We start from the raw sequence: 19,295 nt of genomic DNA on the forward strand, positions 1-19,295 counted from the left end.
ACAGCTTTTCCTCTAAGTTGTTATGCATTAGCTTATGCCCTAAATATAAAACAAATATGCTAAATTCGTTTTGCTTCTGTGAAGTTTTTTATTGGGTTTATCGCTTTTTTCCCAATAATCGCTACACTAACGGCGAACTACATCCAAAAAGATAACTCAAGTTTAGAGGTAGCACCATGTCGCAATTGAATGTTGATTTACAAGAAATCGCAAAGTTTGAAGCACTTGCTGCCAAATGGTGGGATCAACATTCTGAATTTCGCCCACTTCATCAAATTAATCCACTACGTTTAAATTGGATTGATGAACGCGTAGGCGGACTTGCTGGTAAAAAAGTACTTGATGTCGGCTGTGGTGGCGGTATTTTGGCTGAGAGCATGGCACGTCGTGGAGCAGATGTACTCGGTATTGATATGGGTGAAGCACCACTAGCTGTAGGCCGTTTGCATGCTCAACAAGACAATGTTCAAAATATTGAATATCGCCAAATTCCTGTAGAAGAATTAGCACAAGAACAAGCTGGTCAATACGATGTAGTGACTTGCATGGAAATGATGGAACACGTTCCAGATCCTGCATCTATTGTAAAAGCTTGTCAGGCTTTGGTTAAACCGGGTGGTCATGTGTTCTTTTCAACCATTAACCGCAACCCAAAATCTTATTTATTTGCCATTATTGGTGCAGAATACGTACTACGCATGTTGCCAAAAGGTACACATGATTATCATAAATTTATTCGCCCATCTGAAATGGCACATGACATTCGTAATGCAGGCCTTACTTTAAAAGAAATGACTGGACTGCACTACAATCCGCTTACCAAGCATTACTGGTTAGCGCCAAATGTCGACGTTAATTATATGGTTCACACGATCAATACAGGTGCATGATGAAAGCTGTTTTATTTGATTTAGACGGTACTCTTATCGATACGGCTGCTGACTTCATTCGTATTATTCAGCAAATGTGCCGTGATGGAAGACGTCCGGTTGTTGATGCCGATCTAATTCGTACTCAGGTTTCTGAGGGTGCACGTGCGATGGTTAAATTGGTCTATCCAGAGCTGGATGTGACCAATCCGATTTTCTTGGCACATCGCCAAAACTTTTTAGACATTTACGGCAATAACATTGTGGTCGATACAGACCTGTTTGAAGGCATGTATCCGCTTCTAGAAACTTTAGAAGCTAAAGAAATTCCGTGGGGTATTGTGACCAATAAACCTCGTGGTTTAAGCGAGTCTCTTTTAGAAAAGTTAAATCTGACTGAACGCTGCGCGGTTTTGGTATGTCCTGAGGATGTCAGTAAAACCAAACCGGACCCTGAACCAATGTATTTGGCGGCTAAACAGTTGAATATCCCAGCAAATGAAATTATTTATGTGGGTGACCATCCACGTGATATTGATGCTGGTCGCAATGCCAATATGTATACTATTTTGGCTGCATATGGCTATTTACCAATCGAACACCGTGATGATCTCGCTGCATGGCAGGCCGATTCGATTGTAAATACGGTGACAGAATTACACGATATGTTACGTCAAAAGCTTCCTGCTCTACAGGAAAATCAGCGTATGATAAGTTAACATAAGAGTTTTATAGGCTTTTTTAACAGTTATTCGTTTTATCAATATAAAAAGAAGGAGGTTTACCAATGAAATATTCAGAATACCAACCTCGTCCGGATCTACTCAAAGATCGAATTATTTTAATTACTGGCGCTGGTGATGGAATTGGGCGAGCTGCAGCTCTGACTTATGCCCTACATGGCGCAACCGTTGTACTGCATGGTAGAACCTTAAATAAACTTGAAGTTATTTATGATGAAATTGAAAGTCTAGGTGCACCGCAACCAGCAATTTTACCATTACAGCTTTCGAGCGCTTCTGACCGTGATTATGACTTTTTAGTCGATACGCTCGAAAAGCAGTTTGGACGCCTAGACGGTATTTTGCATAATGCGGGTATTTTAGGTGAGCGCGTAGAACTAGCACATTATCCAACCGAAACTTGGGATGATGTCATGGCGGTTAACTTGCGCGCGCCTTTTGCTTTGACTCAAGCACTATTACCACTTTTGCAAAAATCAGAAAATGCCTCTGTCGTATTTACCAGCTCTGGCGTAGGCCGTGAAGCACGTGCCTTATGGGGTGCATATTCTGTTTCAAAAATTGCAATTGAAGCGGTCAGCAAAATTTTTGCAGCGGAGAATACTTATCCAAATATCCGCTTTAACTGCATTAATCCAGGCGCGACACGTACCGCAATGCGTGCTAAAGCCTACCCACAAGAAGATCCGAAAACACTACCTACACCAGAGTCGATCTTGCCTGCTTATCTCTATTTAATAGGTGAAGATAGCTTGGCGCTCAATGGTCAAAGTATCGATGCACAGGATTAAAATGTTAAAGATGAAAAGCTAAAGAAAATTACAGCCGATCATCAAATCTGGCTTGCCTATACCTGAAAAGATATATACAAGCCTTTTTTATTATTGATAAAAACTCTTGATCTATCCGTAATTTTAATTGAACCATTAAATGATCTTCACAGTTTCTCTGCATTTTGCGCGTAGAGTATTCAACATGAGAGACATCAGATGTAAACGAGGATGCATCATGAAAAAGTTGTTCACAATCTTAACCCTTTCCATAGCCGTACTCACTACAAGTATGGCGAGCTTTGCTGATCCTCCTTTTGACCGAGGCCATGGCCCCAAAGGTCCTAAAGGTGGAGGACCACGCGGTGAATGGAACGATCGTGGGCCAGGATTTGGACGTGATCATGATGAAGATCGTGTCCGTGACGAACGCCGTATGCGCGAGGAACGTGGTTTTGAACGCCTTAAACAGCATCGCTGGCAGCCGGGCTATGTGATGCCACAGCACTATCGTGGTAATGGCTACAAAGTCGACTATAAAGACAGTAACTTGCCGAAACCAGGCCGCAGTCAACAATGGTACAAAATCAATAATGACTATATTTTAGTCGACACTGATTCTAATAGTATTGTTAGTATTCGTGGTTTTTAAAACGATAGATCCTCGCTATCGCTGAATAAAAAAGGATAAAGCCTCTGGGTTTTATCCTTTTTTATTACTTATATATTTTAAAAATAAAAAGATTTTTTATAGTCTTACACTTCGTATTTTCTTAATTTCTTCTTATTTCATCGTTAGTTTTCACATTTATTCTTCGTAGCCTCCACGATTTATCTGTAATTGTTCACTAATCTTTAGTTATTGAAATTTAATTCATCATTCGAGGTTTACAATGAAAAAACTAACAACAGCAATTGTTCTTTCACTCAGTGGTTTAGTTGCAACAACAGCAATGGCAGCACCTAACGATCATAATCATCATGGCAATTACCAAAACCATGAAGTAAAAACCGTTAAAGTGATTAAAAAAGATGACCATCGTAATGTTTGGCGAGCAGGTCAAGTTGTACCCCGTGAATATCAACACTCACGTTACGTGATTGACTATCGTCAGCATCAAAAATTAACTAAACCGGGTCGCTACCAAAAATGGTACAAAGTAAACGGAAATTATGTGCTGGTAAATGAACAAAGCCACAAAATCATTAGAGTTGTTCACTAATTCTAAAATTCTTTAAACACCCAAACTCTGATTTGGGTGTTTTTTTATCTAAAACATGCGACTTTAATCTTTTTTGTTTAGAATCATCTCTATATCTTTTTGCTGTTGATTCGAGATCGGTATGCCAAGCAAGTCTTTAGAAAAGTCGCATAATAACACCCAGCATTATGTACACTGGTTTCGACACTCAGCGCCCTACATTAATGCTCACCGCGATAAAACATTCGTATTGATGTTTGGTGGTGAAGCAGTCCGTCATCCTAATTTCGAACATATCATTCACGATATTGCTTTATTACACTCTCTTGGTATCCGTTTAATCTTAGTTCATGGCGCACGTCCGCAAATTAATCAAAATCTTAAAGAAAAAGGAATTGAAACCCCTTTTTATGACAACTGCCGCATTACTACACGTGAATCTTTAGGCTGTGTCATGAGTGCCGTAGGTTCCATTCGCCTAGAAATTGAAGCATTGCTTTCTATGGGCTTAGCGAACTCTCCAATGTACGGCGCTCGAATAGATGTGATATCGGGTAATTTTGTGACTGCTAAACCTTATGGCATTCGTGATGGAATGGATTTCCAGCTCACAGGTGAGGTTCGCTCTATTGATACCGATGCGATTGATCGACACCTCGATAATCATAATATTGTGCTACTGGGGCCAACAGGTTATTCCACTACAGGCGAAGTATTTAACTTAAGAGCAGAAGAAGTTGCGACCAAAACTGCAACTTATTTAAAAGCAGATAAACTCATTTTTCTTGGGGAACAACAAGGGCTTCTTAATGAGGATGAACAAATATTACGTGAGTTAAGCCCACATCAGCTCGACTACTATATTCAACAATACCAAACCATTAGTCCAACGCTCACTTTACATTTGCAACAAGCCAAAAAAGCGTCTTTATCTGGCGTACATCGCGTACATCTTATTTCATATGCCTATGATGGCGCCCTTCTTCAAGAGTTATTTACTCGAGATGGTATAGGTACCATGATTACCGATGCACATTATGAAGAAGTTCGCACAGCCCATATTCAAGATGTGGGTGGTTTAATGAATTTATTACGCCCTTTAGAAGAAGAAGGCATCTTGGTTTATCGTTCACGAGAACGTTTAGAGCAAGAAATCAGCCAGTTTGCTGTCATTGAACGCGACGGTATGATTCTAGCGTGTGCTGCACTTTATCCAATTCCGACTGAGTTTAACGAAACTCGTTCTGCAGAAATTGCCTGTGTTGCCGTGCATCCAAGTTATCGTAAATCAAACCGTGGTAGCCAAATTCTGCAATTCCTTGAAGAAAAAGCCAAAGAACAAGGTATTCATCAATTATTCGTTTTAACAACGCGTACCGCTCACTGGTTTTTAGAACATGGTTTCCATCAAGTCAGTGTTGATGAGTTGCCCAATGCTCGTCAAGCGCTCTATAACTACCAAAGGAATTCTTTAGTGTTTAAAAAGCTGCTCCCTTAGCCTTTGCTCTTTTTAAGATATTCTTATTTCAGATAAGCTTAGTTAAAAAAGTACAACCATAAATGCTATTAATTTATGGTTGTACTTTTTTTAAATCTCTATTTTTAATGTTTTAATATTTTTTATTTTATTTACATCAACTTAATCACAATTCATTAAACATATTTCTTTTAGATAAATCATTTTTTTGCATAAGTTTATAGCCTATTGTGTTTAGCTTTTTTTTGCATAAATAAAGACCGAATACTTATTTTTTCTGAAATAAAAATCCCTTTAGGGTATCTGCTCACCCAATTATTTTTTCTTTTCTCTTTCGGGGAGCACGAAACCTCATGGCACTTTTCAACACCACTTCATGGGCAAAATATTCAGTCATCGCGGCCAGCCTAGCAGGAGTGATGATGCTAAGTGGTTGTGCCAAAAAAGAGGAACAAGCCACCACAACTTTAAATATTGGCTATCAAAAATATGGCATCCTTCCTATTTTAAAGGCCCGTGGTGACCTAGAAAAAGTACTAAAAGATCAAGGCGTGCAAGTAAAATGGGTTGAGTTTCCTGCTGGCCCTCAATTGCTTGAAGGCTTGAATGTAGGGAGCGTTTCACTTGGTGAAGCAGGTGAAGCTCCCCCAATCTTTGCTCAAGCTGCCAATCCAAATTTAGTCTATGTCGCAAACCAACCCGCTGCCCCAAAAGCAGAAGCACTATTGGTACAAAAAGATTCTCCAATCCACTCTATTAAAGATTTAAAAGGCAAACGTGTTGCTCTTAATAAAGGCTCGAATGTTCATTACCTGTTATTGAAAGTTCTAGAAGCCAACAACTTAAGCTTAAGTGATATTCAACCTGTTTATTTACCGCCATCAGACGCACGTGCTGCCTTTGAAAAAGGTGCGGTAGATGCATGGGTGATTTGGGATCCGTTCTTTGCAGCGGCTGAACATCAAATTCAGGCACGAGTTTTAGCAACAGGTGAAAATTTGGTAAGCAATCATCAGTTCTATTTAGCTGACCGTAAGTTTGCAGAAAATAATCCGAAAGTTCTCAACACAGTTGTACAGACACTTAATCAGACAACTGAATGGGTCAGCACACATCAAGATGAAGCTGCCAAGCTACTCGAAAAACCTACAGCACTTGAGTTTGATGTACTCAAAACCTCCATTTCACGTATGGGTTTTGGAGTTCAGCCAATATCAGACAAGGTGGCACAAGAACAACAACAAGTAGCTGATGCCTTTTATGCGCAAAAGCTCATTCCAAACAAACTCACCATTCAAGACGCCATTTTAAAACTGAAATAAACCCAGCTTAGGCACGGCTTAAATAACCATATAAATGCTGTGCCTTGCCTCAAGGGGAACAAGGATATCAATATGCAACATCAGTCATTTTTCAATAAAAGTCAGTGGGTCCAGTTAGCTAAACGAATTAGTGCAGTCACTGTATTAGGTTTAACAATTGCAGCGCCAGCTTGGGCAATTGATCCAACTGTGAAAGAACTTCGTATTGGTTTTCAAAAAAGCTCTATTAATTTTGCGATTGCCAAACAGCAAAAATTATTTGAACAAGAATTTCCAAATGCCAAAGTTACTTGGAATGAGTTCCCTGCTGGCCCACAAATTTTAGAAGCTTTAGCTGTCGGTTCACTTGATGTTGGAGTCACTGGAGACACCCCACCAGTCTACGCACAAGCAGCTGGCAAGCCTTTATATTACATTGCTTATGAAGCGGCTAAACCACTGGCATCGGCAATTTTAGTTCCTAAAAACTCACAACTGAAACAGCTTAAAGACCTGAAAGGCAAACGCATCGCGCTGCAAAAAGGTTCGAGTTCACATTATTTACTTGTACAAGCCGTACGTAAAGCAGGCCTAAACTGGAGCGACATTACTCCAATTTGGCTTACGCCTGCCGATGCTCGTGCTGCATTCCAAAAAGGTGCCGTTGATGCATGGGCAATTTGGGACCCTTACTTCGCTTCAGCACAATTAGAAGACCAAGCCCGTGTTCTTGCATCAGGTAAAGGCTTAAGCCCGAACTATACATTTTATTTAGCCGCTCCAGATTTTGTTAAACAACATCCTAAAGCCGTTTCAGGACTCATCAAACAAATCAATCAAGCCGACAAATGGGTTCAAAGCCATCAAGCAGAAACGGCAAGTGCCATTGGGCAAAGCACAGGTCTTAAGCCTGCGACCAGTGACTTATTCATTAAACGTCGTCCACGCCCATCATCGGCAGCGCCACTCAACAGCAAAGTTATTGCTGAGCAACAACAGCTCGCAGACATTTTTACCCAACAAGGCATCATTCCAAAACCCATCAGCATCAAACAAGCTGTTTGGATTGCCAAGTAATTTCAATAGACATATAGGTAATGCACATGAAAATTTTCTGGTTTATTCCTACCCACGGTGATAGTCGCTATTTAGGTACAAGTAAAGGCGCTCGTCAGGTTGACCATGCCTATATGAAGCAAATTGCTGTGGCGGTAGATAATTTGGGTTATGAAGGCGTACTTATTCCGACGGGTCGTTCATGTGAAGATCCATGGATTGTAGCGGCTAGCCTCATTGACGCAACTCAACACCTTAAGTTTTTAGTTGCGTTACGTCCGGGTGTAACAACACCAGCTTTGGCTGCGCGTATGGCTGCAACATTTGACCGCTTGTCGAATGGCCGTGTGTTACTCAACTTAGTGACTGGTGGTGATGAAGCTGAACTACGCGGCGATGGTTTATATGAAGATCACTCAACACGTTATCAGACAGCCAACGAATATGTAAAAATCTGGCGTGAAATTTTGACACGTTCGCATACGGGTGAAGCATTTACCTTTCACGGCGAGCGTTTACAAGTTGATGATGCAAAACTGCTTTACCCCCCTGTTCAAAAGCCTTATCCACCACTTTGGTTTGGCGGTTCTTCAGACGTCGCTGTCGACTTGGCCGCTGAGCAAGTCGATACGTACCTCACGTGGGGTGAGCCACCAGCAGCAGTTAAACAAAAGATCGAACATGTTCGTGCCAAAGCTGAGGCTAAAGGCCGTAAATTAACTTATGGTATTCGCTTACATGTCATTGTTCGCGAAACCAATGAACAAGCATGGGCAGCAGCTAACGAACTTATCCAATATCTTGATGATGCGACCATTGCTGCCGCACAGAAAAAATTTGCACAAATGGACTCTGTCGGTCAACAACGTATGGCAGCTCTCCACGGCGGTAACCGCGACAAGCTTGAAGTATCTCCAAACCTCTGGGCAGGTATTGGCTTAGTCCGTGGCGGTGCGGGTACAGCACTTGTAGGTGACCCTGAAACAGTCGCTGCTCGTATTCAGGAATATGCTGACTTAGGTATTGATACCTTTATTTTCTCGGGCTACCCGCACCTTGAAGAGTCAATCCGTTTTGCAGAGTTAGTATTCCCTCTACTACCAATCGAAACCCGAGCGAAACTTGCTCAGCCAAATTTAACCGGTCCATTCGGTGAAATTATTGCCAACAACTATGTTCCCGACGAGAAGAAGCAAAATAGTTCCGTCAAGGAGCCTGCATGAGTAAAGATGAAAGTATTGTTTCACGTGGAACAAAACAAATCGGGCAGCATTTGCTGCCTTGGATTTTCCCGATCATCCTATTGATTGTCTGGCAAATTGCATCGAGTTCTGGTCTTTTAGAAAGCCGTATTTTGCCGGCCCCCACGGCAGTCATTTCCGCTTTTTGGCACTTACTCGTTAGCGGAGAATTATGGCATCACGTTAAGGTCAGTGCAGGTCGCGCTTTGCTTGGGCTTTTAATTGGGGGCGGATTGGGTTTGCTATTGGGTTTACTGAATGGCTCTTCGCGATTTGCCTCCACCCTACTCGATACGACCTTGCAAATGATTCGTAACATCCCAGCATTGGCACTTATTCCACTCGTCATTTTGTGGTTCGGTATTGATGAAACAGCAAAATTATTTTTAGTCGCAGTAGGTGTTTTTTTCCCAATTTATATCAATACCTATCACGGTATTCGGTCAGTTGACCCTCAATTGATTGAGATGGGTAAAAGCTACGGACTTTCACGTTGGCAGCTCTACAAAGAAATTATTCTCCCGGGTGCGATGCCTTCTATTTTAGTCGGTTTACGTTTTGCTTTAGGCTTAGTTTGGGTATTGCTGATTGTTGCTGAAACCATTTCTGCTCAAGCTGGTATTGGTTATATGACCATGAATGCACGTGAGTTTTTACAAACAGATGTGGTACTGGTCGGTATTCTTCTTTACGCCTTACTAGGCAAACTGGCAGATGTCTTAGCACAGATTTTAGAGCGCTATTTACTACGTTGGCACTCTGGATATCAGAAATAAGGGAGCTTAAAACATGACAAATCTGAATTTAAATATTAATCAGAATGACGTGCAGCTCATTCCTGAAGAGCCAACAGAATCACAAGAACCTACATTAGGCGCAGAGATTCTGATTGAGCAGCTATATAAATTTTATGGCGAGGTTAAGGTTCTTGAAGATCTTGACCTACACATCCAACCTGGTGAATTTTTAGCAATTGTTGGTCGAAGTGGCTGTGGTAAAAGCACCTTACTACGTTTAATTGCCCAACTTGAAAAAGCCAGTTTTGGAGAAATTAAATTTAAGTCTGCTCGCCATTTGCGTGAAGGCATTACCAATGATGATATTCGAGTCATGTTCCAAGATCCTCGTTTACTTCCTTGGAGAAATATTCTTCAAAATGTTCAACTTGGACTACCAAAATCGCAACATGCTTTAGCTGAAGAGTTACTAGAAAAAGTTGGTTTAAAAGAAAAATCGGGACAATGGCCCTCACAGCTCTCTGGCGGCCAGCGACAACGTACAGCTTTAGCACGCGCACTGTCGCATACGCCACGCATTTTGTTGTTAGATGAACCTTTGGGTGCATTAGATGCCCTCACCCGTCTTGAAATGCAAAGCTTGATTGAGCGCTTGTGGAAAGAGCAAGGCTTTACCGCCATTTTAGTGACACATGACGTAAGTGAAGCAGTGCAATTAGCTGACCGTATTATCTTATTAGATAAAGGTCAGATTGCTCAAAGTTTCCAAGTTAATTTGCCACGCCCACGCAAAAAGAGCATTAGTTTTGCCCAACTTGAGCAACAAGTACTCGATGCTGTTTTGGCAACTTAGGTTTGCAATGAGTAATAAGAACCGTTCAACCGAAAAATGCCCAATTTACGAGCAATAAAGCAGCTGTTTTATTGCTCTTTTTTAGGGCGAAATTTTAAAAATATTTTTAAGAATAACAATAAACTAGTTAAATTCTTTATTTTTTGCACAATAGTATATCTATTACGCAAATAACTAGCCGTTTTTTGATTAAAAAAGCAAGACACCTGTGCACAAATCAAACAATTTCCCTTACAATGGGAATATTATTTTTTTAATTATGCAGCAGATGGAACAAAAAAAGAGTACCCAAAAGCGCAATCAGCTTCTTGCTGCCGCCCTTGACGTATTTTCGGTCTATGGGTTCACTGGCGCAAGTCTGGATGAAATTGCCCAACTCGCCGACATGCATAAGTCGAATATTTTCTATTACTACGAAAATAAAGAGTCTTTATATGTAGAAGTGCTCACAACTGTTTTACAAAAATGGTTGGCCCCCTTACAAACATTAGAATCTGAATTAGAACCAGCCGAAGCCCTATCTCACTATTTAATACAAAAAATCGAACTGTCTCGTAGCCAACCGAAAGCATCTAGATTGTTTGCATTAGAAATAATTCAAGGCGCTCCGCATATTTTACCTATTCTCAAAGGACCATTAAAAAAACTATTTAAGCGCAAAGCTAAAGTCATTCAGACTTGGCAAGAAGAAGGAAAGATTTCACCAGATATCGACCCAGAATTATTAATTTTAAACATTTGGGGCCTTACGCAAAACTATGCAGATTTTGCAACCCAAATGGAAATGGTGACTGGAAAAACTCTTCGTAACCGAAGCATGTTCCAACGCTCAATTGAGCACACAGTACACCTGATGCTCTATGGCGTATTGCCTCGTTAAAACCAAAAAAAGATCGGCAAACTTGCCGATCTTTTTTTAGAAATGATTTTGATAAAGGGCCAAAAGTTTTTGGGCACCTAATAATAAATTTTCTTCCCAATCCAGATGTGCAGTGTCATCTGCTCCATCAGTAATATACTTCACCGAAATCAAGCGAACTCCTAACTTATGGCAGACTTTGGCTAAAGCATAACCTTCCATATCCACCACATCGCAAGCTACCTTTGGCTGGCCTGTTTCAAATGAATCGCCAGTACCACAAATCCCCTTTGGTAAATCAGCAAAATGTGGTTGAAGGTGAATTTCAGCTGGCAAGTGATCATCTAACGGCGTTACACCTACCTCAAACCCTAACGGTGAAACATCCATATCACGTTGTACAAAAGTCTTCACCTCGACCAAATCATGGCGATTAAACGCAGAGCTTCCTGCTGTACCCAAATTAATTAAAGTTTTACAGCCTGTTTTTTGAATAACCTCAAATGCTTTAAAAGCAGCATTAATCTTGCCAATACCACTGTAATGGACTTCAACACCTGCCTGTTCAAATAAACCTTTAGATTCATTAGGAAGTGCCATAATTAAAGCAATATCAGTGTTCATTCAAAAAGCTCAAATCAAAATTAAATAAAATTAGAAAATAAGTATAAATCAGGTGCAAAAGCTTTTTGCACCTTTTCATGATCACTGCATTTTTTGTTGTAAGGCGATTAAGCATGGAGAAAAGAACAGTTGACCACTATATGCTCCTGCTAGCGTTTTCTTCATTACAACGCCCCACATCGTCAATAATAGAATACTCAATGCCACAGCAACGTATTGTAAAAATACAATTTCAACCTGATGTCTTAAATTAAATAGCGCCAAAATAAATACGCCTAATGGAAAGGTTAACCCCCACCAACCTAAGTTGAATGGAATACCTGTCTTTGCATGACGAAGCGTTGTTAAGATTGCTAGACCAAGCCACCATAACCCGAAACCTAAAAGCACCAGACTGCCCACGATTCCTAAAGCTTGAAAGACATTCGCGAATTGGTCAAATCCTACATTTGGCGCCACTCTTTGTGCCTGTTGCCCTAGCAACAATAATCCTAAAGCACCTGTACCAATTGGGCCTAAAGAGAGCCAGCTAGAAATCGCGACTTCTTTTTCAGGTAATTGATGCAAAGCCATACGCAACATTAAAATTGTCAAAATAGCGAATGCCGGTAAAACAGAGATTCCCCAAAGCACATAACCAGCCAGTAATAAATGAAAGCTATGCAAATTTGCTGGTAAATGAGCAACTAACATGCCCGCAGAACTTGCTGCTACTTCACAGGCAACCACAGGTAAAAGCCAGATTGCAGTCATAGTATGTAACTGATGGTTCTGACGGCTAAACATGCAAAACGGCACAATCCACGCAATTGCTAGAGCTAAAAAGACATCGATATACCATAAAGCTTGGGCAATATGGATTGCCACTTCACCGTAAAGCCCACTACCAAAGCTTAAGAATCCATTTAGTATGGTAGCTAACCCCATCGGAATAGCACCTAAAAACAAGCTCATATTAGGATGCTTAAATATTTGCTTCGCTTCATGAGGGAAAAGCAACCACCGTAATAAATAGAGACCTGAAAAAACACTAAATAGGACAATATTAAATTGCCATAACAAGGTTGCTAGCATGAATAAAAATGATTGAGCAAATGGAAGCTGAATTAAAATCATACTTACCACACCGGTACCCATAGTCGCTGTAAACCAATTTGGGGTAAAATGTCGTATAACATCTTTGCTTTGATTTAATTGGTAAAAGGGTTTTTTCATCTTAATTCTCTAATCAAAGAGTGGATGAAAATATAGTAGAGTAAATAATTAATAAGAAAAACTGATTTATTTTTATTTAATTCATCAATATTTTAAATATAAAGAATATTCATATTGAAAAATAACTGAGTAAAAACACAACAACAAGACGAATCTGTGAGATTATGGCAATATATAGCCCTTGCAAAAATAGCCATATTTTAAGTTCATGAAACTGCTTCGTCTTAATGCGTTATCGCCCAATTTTCAGTTACCACCAACAGCGGTAACTATTGGTAATTTTGATGGTGTCCATTTAGGTCACCAAGCGATGATTGCTCAACTCAAAAAAATTGCTGCAGCACAAGGCTTAAAAACATTGGTCATGATTTTTGAGCCACAACCTCTTGAGTTCTTTCAAGGCTACGATGCTCCTCCTCGTATTAATTCATTACGGGAAAAAGTCGAATATCTAGCCGAACTTGGAGTAGATTACATTGCAGTTGCTAAATTTGATCAGCACTTCCGTAGCATGAGTGCTACTGAATTTGCCGATTTATTAAAAGACAAATTAAACGCACAAGCTTTGGTTTTAGGCGATGATTTCCATTTCGGCAAAGACCGTCAAGGCAATAGCGAATTTTTAAAAGACTACGGATTTGGGGTCACCAATTTACATACCATTGAACTCGAAGGTGAACGTGTAAGTTCAACTCGTATTCGTCAGGTACTTCAGGCAGGAAATCTTGCCTTAGCCGCTAAATTATTAGGCCGTCCATACAGTATTACTGGACGTGTTCAATATGGTGACCAGATTGGACGAACTCTCGACTTTCCAACCATTAACGTTCGCCTCAACCGCCATAAACCTTGTTTAAATGGCATTTATGGGGTTGAAGTCATTTGCGAAACAATGTCGTTAACTCAAAAAGTACTTCAGGACGCACCTGAAAAACCGGGAATTGCCGGATATCATGAAAACAGCCTATATGGCGCGGGTCATGTCGGTACACGTCCAGCCATTCAGCAAGAACATCCAGAGTGGAGATTAGAAGTACATTTCCCTGATGTTTCTGCTAATCTGTATGGCTTATTTATGCGGGTGACTTTTCTTCACTATCTTCATGGTGAATTGAACTACCCTTCGCTTGAAGCACTTAAGGCAGGAATTGATAATGACGTGCATCAGTTACGACAATATCGTAACGACACGACACAATTTCCTTTTTAATTCGAATTTTGATTGTAAAACATGTCGGCTCCCAAGCTGATTAAACTGGATGAAAACTTGCATGAGCGATAAGCAAACTCCTGAGAATGCAGTGGACTACAAAGCCACGCTAAACCTGCCGGATACTCAATTTGCAATGAAAGCAAATTTGGCAGTACGTGAAGTGAAATGGTTAGAAGAGTGGTATACCGACAACATTTATCAGCAGATTCGTGCATCGCGTATTGGCAAGAAAAAATATATTTTGCATGATGGCCCTCCATATGCGAACGGTACAATTCACTTAGGCCATGCGGTCAACAAAGTACTCAAAGATATTATTGTAAAAAGCCGTACTCTGTCAGGTTTCGATGCGCCTTATGTACCGGGCTGGGACTGTCATGGTTTGCCAATCGAACTAAAAGTTGAAGAAAAAGTAGGTAAAGTTGGTGAAAAAGTTGACGCGGCTACTTTCCGTAAACTTTGCCGTGAATACGCACTAAAACAAATTGATTTACAGCGTAATGACTTTAAACGTCTAGGTATTTTAGGTGACTGGGATAATCCTTATCTCACCATGAACTATAAACAAGAAGCCGATATTGTTCGTGCTTTAGGTTTAATTCAAAAAAATGGTCATATCCAGCCGGGCTTAAAGCCAGTGAACTGGTGTATGGACTGTGGTTCTGCGCTTGCTGAAGCTGAAGTTGAATACGAAGATAAAAAATCTGACGCAATTGATGTTGGTTTTGGCGTTGTCGATCTAAAAGATTTAAGTGATCGTTTAAGCGTAGACGTTCAAGATCCAACTGATATCGTGATCTGGACCACTACACCATGGACATTGCCTGCGAACCAAGCCGTTGCTTTGCACGCCGAAATTGAATATCAATTGGTACAAGTGACTACTGAGCGTGGTAAGCAAAACTTCATTCTTGCTAAAGACCTTGTTGCTTCAGCAATTGAACGCTATAAACTTGAAAACCCAGTAGTTCTAGCAGACTTTACTGGTAACAAGCTTGAAAACCTTACACTACAACATCCTTTACTTACCGATCGTCAAGTTCCGGTGATTTTAGGTGAACACGTTATCGCAACAAGTGGTACAGGTGCAGTACATACCGCTCCTGGCCATGGTGCAGATGACTATAAAGTAGGTCTTCAATATAACCTTACAGTAGATAACCCAGTGGGTGGTAATGGTGTTTATTTACCAACTGCCCCTATCTATGCTGGTGAGCACATCTATAAAGCCAATCCAAAGATTATCGAAGCTTTGGGTGCTGTAGGCCGTTTATGGGCACATCAACCAATCAAACACAGTTACCCGCACTGCTGGCGTCATAAAACCCCTATTATTTTCCGTGCAACCCCGCAATGGTTTATTAGCATGGATCAAAAGGGTTTACGTGAAGGTGCCATTAATGCAATTGAAAACGATATCGAGTTTGTACCGAACTGGGGTAAAAACCGTATCGAATCAATGATTGAAGGACGTCCAGATTGGTGTATCTCACGTCAACGTACTTGGGGTGTGCCAATTCCATTCTTCGTGCATAAAGATACGAACGAATTACACCCTCGTACACCTGAATTAATCGAAGAAGTTGCTAAACTTATCGAACAAGAAGGTATCGAAGCATGGTTCAAACGTGATGCGAAAGACTTCATTGGTGAAGATGCTGAACAATATAATGCTATTCGCGATACCCTCGATGTATGGTTCGATTCTGGTACAACGCATTACGCTGTACTTGAACAACGTGAAGATCTAGAAAGTCCTGCCGATTTATATTTAGAAGGTTCAGACCAACACCGTGGTTGGTTCCAGTCTTCTTTATTAACTTCTATGGCAATTCACAATCGTGCACCATACAAAGCATTGTTAACACATGGCTTTACGGTTGATGAAAATGGTCGTAAGTTATCGAAATCTTTAGGCAACTATATTCCGCTTGAAGAAATCATCAAACAGCTTGGTGCTGATGGTTTACGCTTATATGTAGCTTCTAGTGACTATCGCTATGAAATCGCGGCATCTAAAGAAATCTTTAGCCGTGTAAGTGATAGCTACCGTCGTATTCGTAATACATTACGTTTCTTGCTTGCTAACTTAAATGGTTTCAAACCAAGCACAGATGCTTTGGCAGTAGATGACCTCATCGCTCTCGACCAATACATCTTGCAGCGTGCGAATGAAGTACAACAAACGATTATCACTGCCTATGAAGAAATGAACTTCCATGTGGTGTGTAGTGCGTTAACAAGCTTCTGTATTAATGACTTAGGTGGTTTCTACCTAGACATTATCAAAGATCGTCAGTACACCACTAAAGCGGATTCTCAGGCACGTCGTTCTGCACAAACAGCGCTTTACCATATTGTCCAAGCATTTATCCGTTGGATGAGCCCAATCTTAAGCTTCACCGCTCAAGAAGCTTGGCCACTCATTCCAGAACAAACTGAAAAGTATGTATTTACTTCAGAATGGTACGACTTGCCGGTTCCATCAAAAGCAAACTTGCTTTCTGAAGAAGATTGGCAAACATTGATTAGCGTAAAATCTGCAGTAAATAAACAGATTGAAGCAGCGCGTAACGCTAAACTTGTCGGCAGTAATCTTTCAGCCAAAGTTGAACTTTGGGCAAATGAATCATTACAAACAGTTTTAAACCAACTGGCTGATGAACTCCGTTTTGTTCTTATTACTTCAGAAGTAGTGGTACATCCATTTGCTGAACAAGGTGAAGCAACTGAAATGGAAGGCTTACGTGTACAAATATCTGCAGCTGAAGGTGAAAAATGCGCACGTTGCTGGCATGTCCTTCCAGATGTAAATACACATGCCGATCATCCTGGTTTATGTGGTCGTTGTATTGTGAACGTCACTGGTCGTGGCGAAGTGAGAAAATATGCCTAATTCACAAGCTAAAAAAGGCTTATTCCAGTTTTATCCACACAACCTAATTTGGCTTGGACTTTCTGTCCTTGCCATTGTGTTGGATCAATGGACAAAATGGATTGCAAGTACACATCTGAACTACGCGGATCCAGTACCTGTGCTTCCATTTCTAAACTGGACACTATTACATAACTATGGTGCAGCCTTTAGCTTTTTATCTGATGCAGGAGGATGGCAACGCTATTTCTTCACATCTTTAGCAGGCTTAGTTTCAATACTTTTTGTATTTTGGTTGCTTCGTATGCCTAAAAAAATGGTGGTGCTACCTGTAGCCATCGCTTTAATTTTAGGTGGAGCTTTAGGCAATTTAATTGACCGTATTACCCTAGGTTATGTAGTCGATTTCATTCATGTTTATTACCAAAATCATCACTTTCCAGCTTTTAATATTGCGGACAGTGCCATTACCCTAGGTACCATCTTGCTACTCATCGATACATTCTTCCTTGAGAAGCAACGTAACCAAAATTCGGATGCATAATATGACCGAAATTATCCAACCTAATGAAGAAATTCGTATTACAGACGGCTCTAAAGTCGATCTACACTTTTCTGTTGCTATTGAAAATGGTGTAGAAATCGATAATACACGTAACCGTGAAGAACCAGTTACTCTTACTATTGGTGACGGAAATCTTTTACCAGGTTTTGAAAAAGCCTTATTTGGTTTACGTGCAGGTGACCGTCGTACGGTGCATCTTCCACCTGAAGATGCATTTGGACCATGGAATCCAGAAAATATACAAACTTTCGATACGGTTAAGTTTGAACAACGCCCTATTCCTGGCCATATGATTGAGTTTGAAGATAAGGCAAAAACAACCTTATTCGGCGTAGTGAAGTCGGTAAATGATGACATTACAGAAATTGATTTTAATCACCCGTTAGCTGGGAAAAATATTACCTTTGAAGTAGAAATATTCAAGGTAACTCCCGAAGGCCAACAGGGCATTAAGCTCATATAAATAAAAAGCCCTCTTAATGAGGGCTTTTTATTATTCAATTTTTTATTGATGACATAAGAATCCTTACAAATTCTATATTCTCTCCCACCTATATAATGAATTAACTTATAAAGATAAAAATTCTTAGGAAACATACATGCTGGTCTATATTATCGTAGGAAGTGTTCGTGAAGGACGTACAGCAATTAAAGTTGCCAATTGGCTAGAAACCACAATTCCAACATTGGGTCTAAACGATTTCCAAACTGAAGTCGTCGATTTAAAAGAATGGGATTTACCTCTTTTTTCAGGCTCTCACCCACCCGCCACCGGAATTTATGATCAACCGAAACAACAAGAATGGGCAAACAAAATTGCTCAAGCAGATGCTTTTATCTTTATTAGCCCAGAATACAACCATGGTTACAGTCCAGCCTTAAAAAATGCTCTCGACTATGTTGGTAAAGAATGGAGTGATAAACCTGCTGCATTTATTGGATATGGTTCAACTAATGGCTCTCGCTCTATTAGCCAAATACGTCAAGTCACCTCAAGTTTAAGTATCATTGATCCAAATGCTGTACTAGAGATTCGAGATATTTTTAAACGTAATAAAGATGAAAAATTCGAAGCTAATGAGTTTGAAGTAAAAGGACTTCAATCAATTGTTGAGAAACTACAAAAATATCATTTAGCTTAAAAACAAAAGGCCTCCAATTAAATAAAAGAGGCCTTTATTTACAGTTTCATAAACTCTTTAAGTAATTCACTATATCTATATTACTAGCCATTTCTGCAAGCTGTAGTGCTGTGTATTCACTCTTATAATCGACCTGAGCTCCCTTTTCGACTAATAGTTTAACCACCTCTAGATGATCATTCTCGGCAGCTGCTTGTAGAGCACTATAGCCCTCATCATCTGCCTGATTAGGATCTTGTCCTTCTAAAAGTAATTGCTTTACCTGATCTAGATCGCCTAAAGAAGCCCAATAGACCAATTCAGGGAGAGAGCGTTCTTCATCGTCTTCAGGCATTGAAGAAAAGGAATTAATTTTCACGTAGACACCTAAAAATAAGAAACTTCATCGTTATTATATTCATAGAACACGGCTAGTATACAAATCTGATTTTGAATCAGTATTTTTATTGCCTTTAAATTCTTTATTTTCGTCATTTAATTCAAACATAAAAAAACACCCTCAACTGTAAAGTTGAGGGTGTTTAGAATAATGAGCTGGCGATGACTTACTCTC

The 19,295-nt window shown here is 40.2% G+C and carries 20 protein-coding genes; 17 read left to right on the forward strand and 3 right to left on the reverse strand.

What is annotated here, in order from left to right; translation table 11 throughout:
* Positions 1-176: 176 nt before the first annotated feature.
* The 12 genes from ubiG to ASF86_RS17825 all read left to right on the forward strand — a co-directional run bounded on the left by ubiG (position 177) and on the right by ASF86_RS17825 (position 11,129).
* Complete coding sequence (ubiG, locus tag ASF86_RS17770) at positions 177-890, forward strand: bifunctional 2-polyprenyl-6-hydroxyphenol methylase/3-demethylubiquinol 3-O-methyltransferase UbiG (protein WP_032033329.1); 714 nt, start codon at positions 177-179, stop codon at positions 888-890.
* On the forward strand, positions 887-1,588 hold the full coding sequence (locus ASF86_RS17775) for an HAD family hydrolase (RefSeq protein WP_081407763.1): 702 nt from the start codon (positions 887-889) through the stop codon (positions 1,586-1,588). The genes ubiG and ASF86_RS17775 overlap by 4 nt, the downstream gene beginning before the upstream one ends.
* A gap of 68 nt (positions 1,589-1,656) precedes the next feature.
* Positions 1,657-2,403: a YciK family oxidoreductase gene (locus tag ASF86_RS17780; RefSeq protein WP_056484183.1), complete on the forward strand. Its 747-nt coding sequence runs from the start codon at positions 1,657-1,659 to the stop codon at positions 2,401-2,403.
* Between the two features lie 217 nt (positions 2,404-2,620).
* Positions 2,621-3,034 (forward strand): RcnB family protein, encoded by a 414-nt coding sequence (locus ASF86_RS17785; RefSeq protein WP_004640334.1) that lies wholly within the window; start codon positions 2,621-2,623, stop codon positions 3,032-3,034.
* Positions 3,035-3,275: 241 nt separating this feature from the next.
* On the forward strand, positions 3,276-3,605 hold the full coding sequence (locus ASF86_RS17790) for an RcnB family protein (protein WP_004640333.1): 330 nt from the start codon (positions 3,276-3,278) through the stop codon (positions 3,603-3,605).
* Between the two features lie 121 nt (positions 3,606-3,726).
* On the forward strand, positions 3,727-5,082 hold the full coding sequence (gene argA, locus ASF86_RS17795) for an amino-acid N-acetyltransferase (RefSeq protein ID WP_045126142.1): 1,356 nt from the start codon (positions 3,727-3,729) through the stop codon (positions 5,080-5,082).
* A gap of 332 nt (positions 5,083-5,414) precedes the next feature.
* A complete protein-coding gene (locus ASF86_RS17800) occupies positions 5,415-6,383 on the forward strand; it encodes a sulfonate ABC transporter substrate-binding protein (RefSeq protein ID WP_017389269.1) in 969 nt (322 codons plus the stop codon).
* A gap of 72 nt (positions 6,384-6,455) precedes the next feature.
* A complete protein-coding gene (locus tag ASF86_RS17805; protein ID WP_056484185.1) occupies positions 6,456-7,439 on the forward strand; it encodes a sulfonate ABC transporter substrate-binding protein in 984 nt (327 codons plus the stop codon).
* A 26-nt stretch (positions 7,440-7,465) separates the two neighbouring features.
* The gene (gene ssuD, locus ASF86_RS17810) at positions 7,466-8,641 is read left to right on the forward strand and encodes an FMNH2-dependent alkanesulfonate monooxygenase (RefSeq protein WP_056484188.1); all 1,176 of its coding nucleotides are present in this window, start codon (positions 7,466-7,468) and stop codon (positions 8,639-8,641) included.
* On the forward strand, positions 8,638-9,435 hold the full coding sequence (ssuC, locus tag ASF86_RS17815) for an aliphatic sulfonate ABC transporter permease SsuC (RefSeq protein WP_003655804.1): 798 nt from the start codon (positions 8,638-8,640) through the stop codon (positions 9,433-9,435). Before ssuD ends, ssuC begins: the two co-directional genes overlap by 4 nt.
* Positions 9,436-9,448: 13 nt before the next feature.
* Entirely contained in the window at positions 9,449-10,249 is an 801-nt protein-coding gene (locus tag ASF86_RS17820; RefSeq protein WP_003655806.1) for an ABC transporter ATP-binding protein, read from the forward strand.
* A gap of 259 nt (positions 10,250-10,508) precedes the next feature.
* Positions 10,509-11,129 (forward strand): TetR family transcriptional regulator C-terminal domain-containing protein, encoded by a 621-nt coding sequence (locus tag ASF86_RS17825; protein WP_003655809.1) that lies wholly within the window; start codon positions 10,509-10,511, stop codon positions 11,127-11,129.
* Between the two features lie 36 nt (positions 11,130-11,165).
* Here the strand turns inward: ASF86_RS17825 and ASF86_RS17830 are convergent, their stop codons facing one another.
* Both ASF86_RS17830 and ASF86_RS17835 read right to left on the reverse strand, forming a co-directional pair.
* Entirely contained in the window at positions 11,166-11,732 is a 567-nt protein-coding gene (locus ASF86_RS17830; RefSeq protein ID WP_004640319.1) for a hypothetical protein, read from the reverse strand.
* Positions 11,733-11,813: 81 nt separating this feature from the next.
* Entirely contained in the window at positions 11,814-12,947 is a 1,134-nt protein-coding gene (locus ASF86_RS17835; RefSeq protein WP_056484191.1) for a TDT family transporter, read from the reverse strand.
* A 208-nt stretch (positions 12,948-13,155) separates the two neighbouring features.
* Between ASF86_RS17835 and ribF the strand changes: the two genes are divergently transcribed.
* The 5 genes from ribF to ASF86_RS17860 all read left to right on the forward strand — a co-directional run bounded on the left by ribF (position 13,156) and on the right by ASF86_RS17860 (position 18,742).
* Positions 13,156-14,157, forward strand: a complete 1,002-nt coding sequence (ribF, locus tag ASF86_RS17840; RefSeq protein WP_056484194.1) for a bifunctional riboflavin kinase/FAD synthetase — start codon at positions 13,156-13,158, stop codon at positions 14,155-14,157.
* 61 nt (positions 14,158-14,218) lie between these two features.
* Positions 14,219-17,056 carry an isoleucine--tRNA ligase gene (gene ileS / locus ASF86_RS17845; protein WP_056484197.1) on the forward strand — a complete coding sequence of 946 codons (2,838 nt, stop codon included), beginning with the start codon at positions 14,219-14,221 and terminating at the stop codon, positions 17,054-17,056.
* On the forward strand, positions 17,049-17,579 hold the full coding sequence (gene lspA, locus ASF86_RS17850) for a signal peptidase II (RefSeq protein ID WP_003655819.1): 531 nt from the start codon (positions 17,049-17,051) through the stop codon (positions 17,577-17,579). Before ileS ends, lspA begins: the two co-directional genes overlap by 8 nt.
* A 1-nt stretch (position 17,580) precedes the next feature.
* On the forward strand, positions 17,581-18,063 hold the full coding sequence (locus ASF86_RS17855) for an FKBP-type peptidyl-prolyl cis-trans isomerase (protein ID WP_005037703.1): 483 nt from the start codon (positions 17,581-17,583) through the stop codon (positions 18,061-18,063).
* A gap of 136 nt (positions 18,064-18,199) precedes the next feature.
* Positions 18,200-18,742, forward strand: coding sequence for an NADPH-dependent FMN reductase (locus ASF86_RS17860; protein WP_056484199.1), 543 nt, complete (start codon positions 18,200-18,202; stop codon positions 18,740-18,742).
* A gap of 46 nt (positions 18,743-18,788) precedes the next feature.
* On the opposite strand, the gene ASF86_RS17865 is transcribed toward ASF86_RS17860, so the two are convergent.
* Entirely contained in the window at positions 18,789-19,100 is a 312-nt protein-coding gene (locus ASF86_RS17865; RefSeq protein ID WP_056484201.1) for an ankyrin repeat domain-containing protein, read from the reverse strand.
* Between the last annotated feature and the right edge of the window lie 195 nt (positions 19,101-19,295).

It is taken from the genome of Acinetobacter sp. Leaf130, from assembly GCF_001423205.1.
GTDB classification, from domain to species: Bacteria; Pseudomonadota; Gammaproteobacteria; order Pseudomonadales; family Moraxellaceae; genus Acinetobacter; species Acinetobacter calcoaceticus.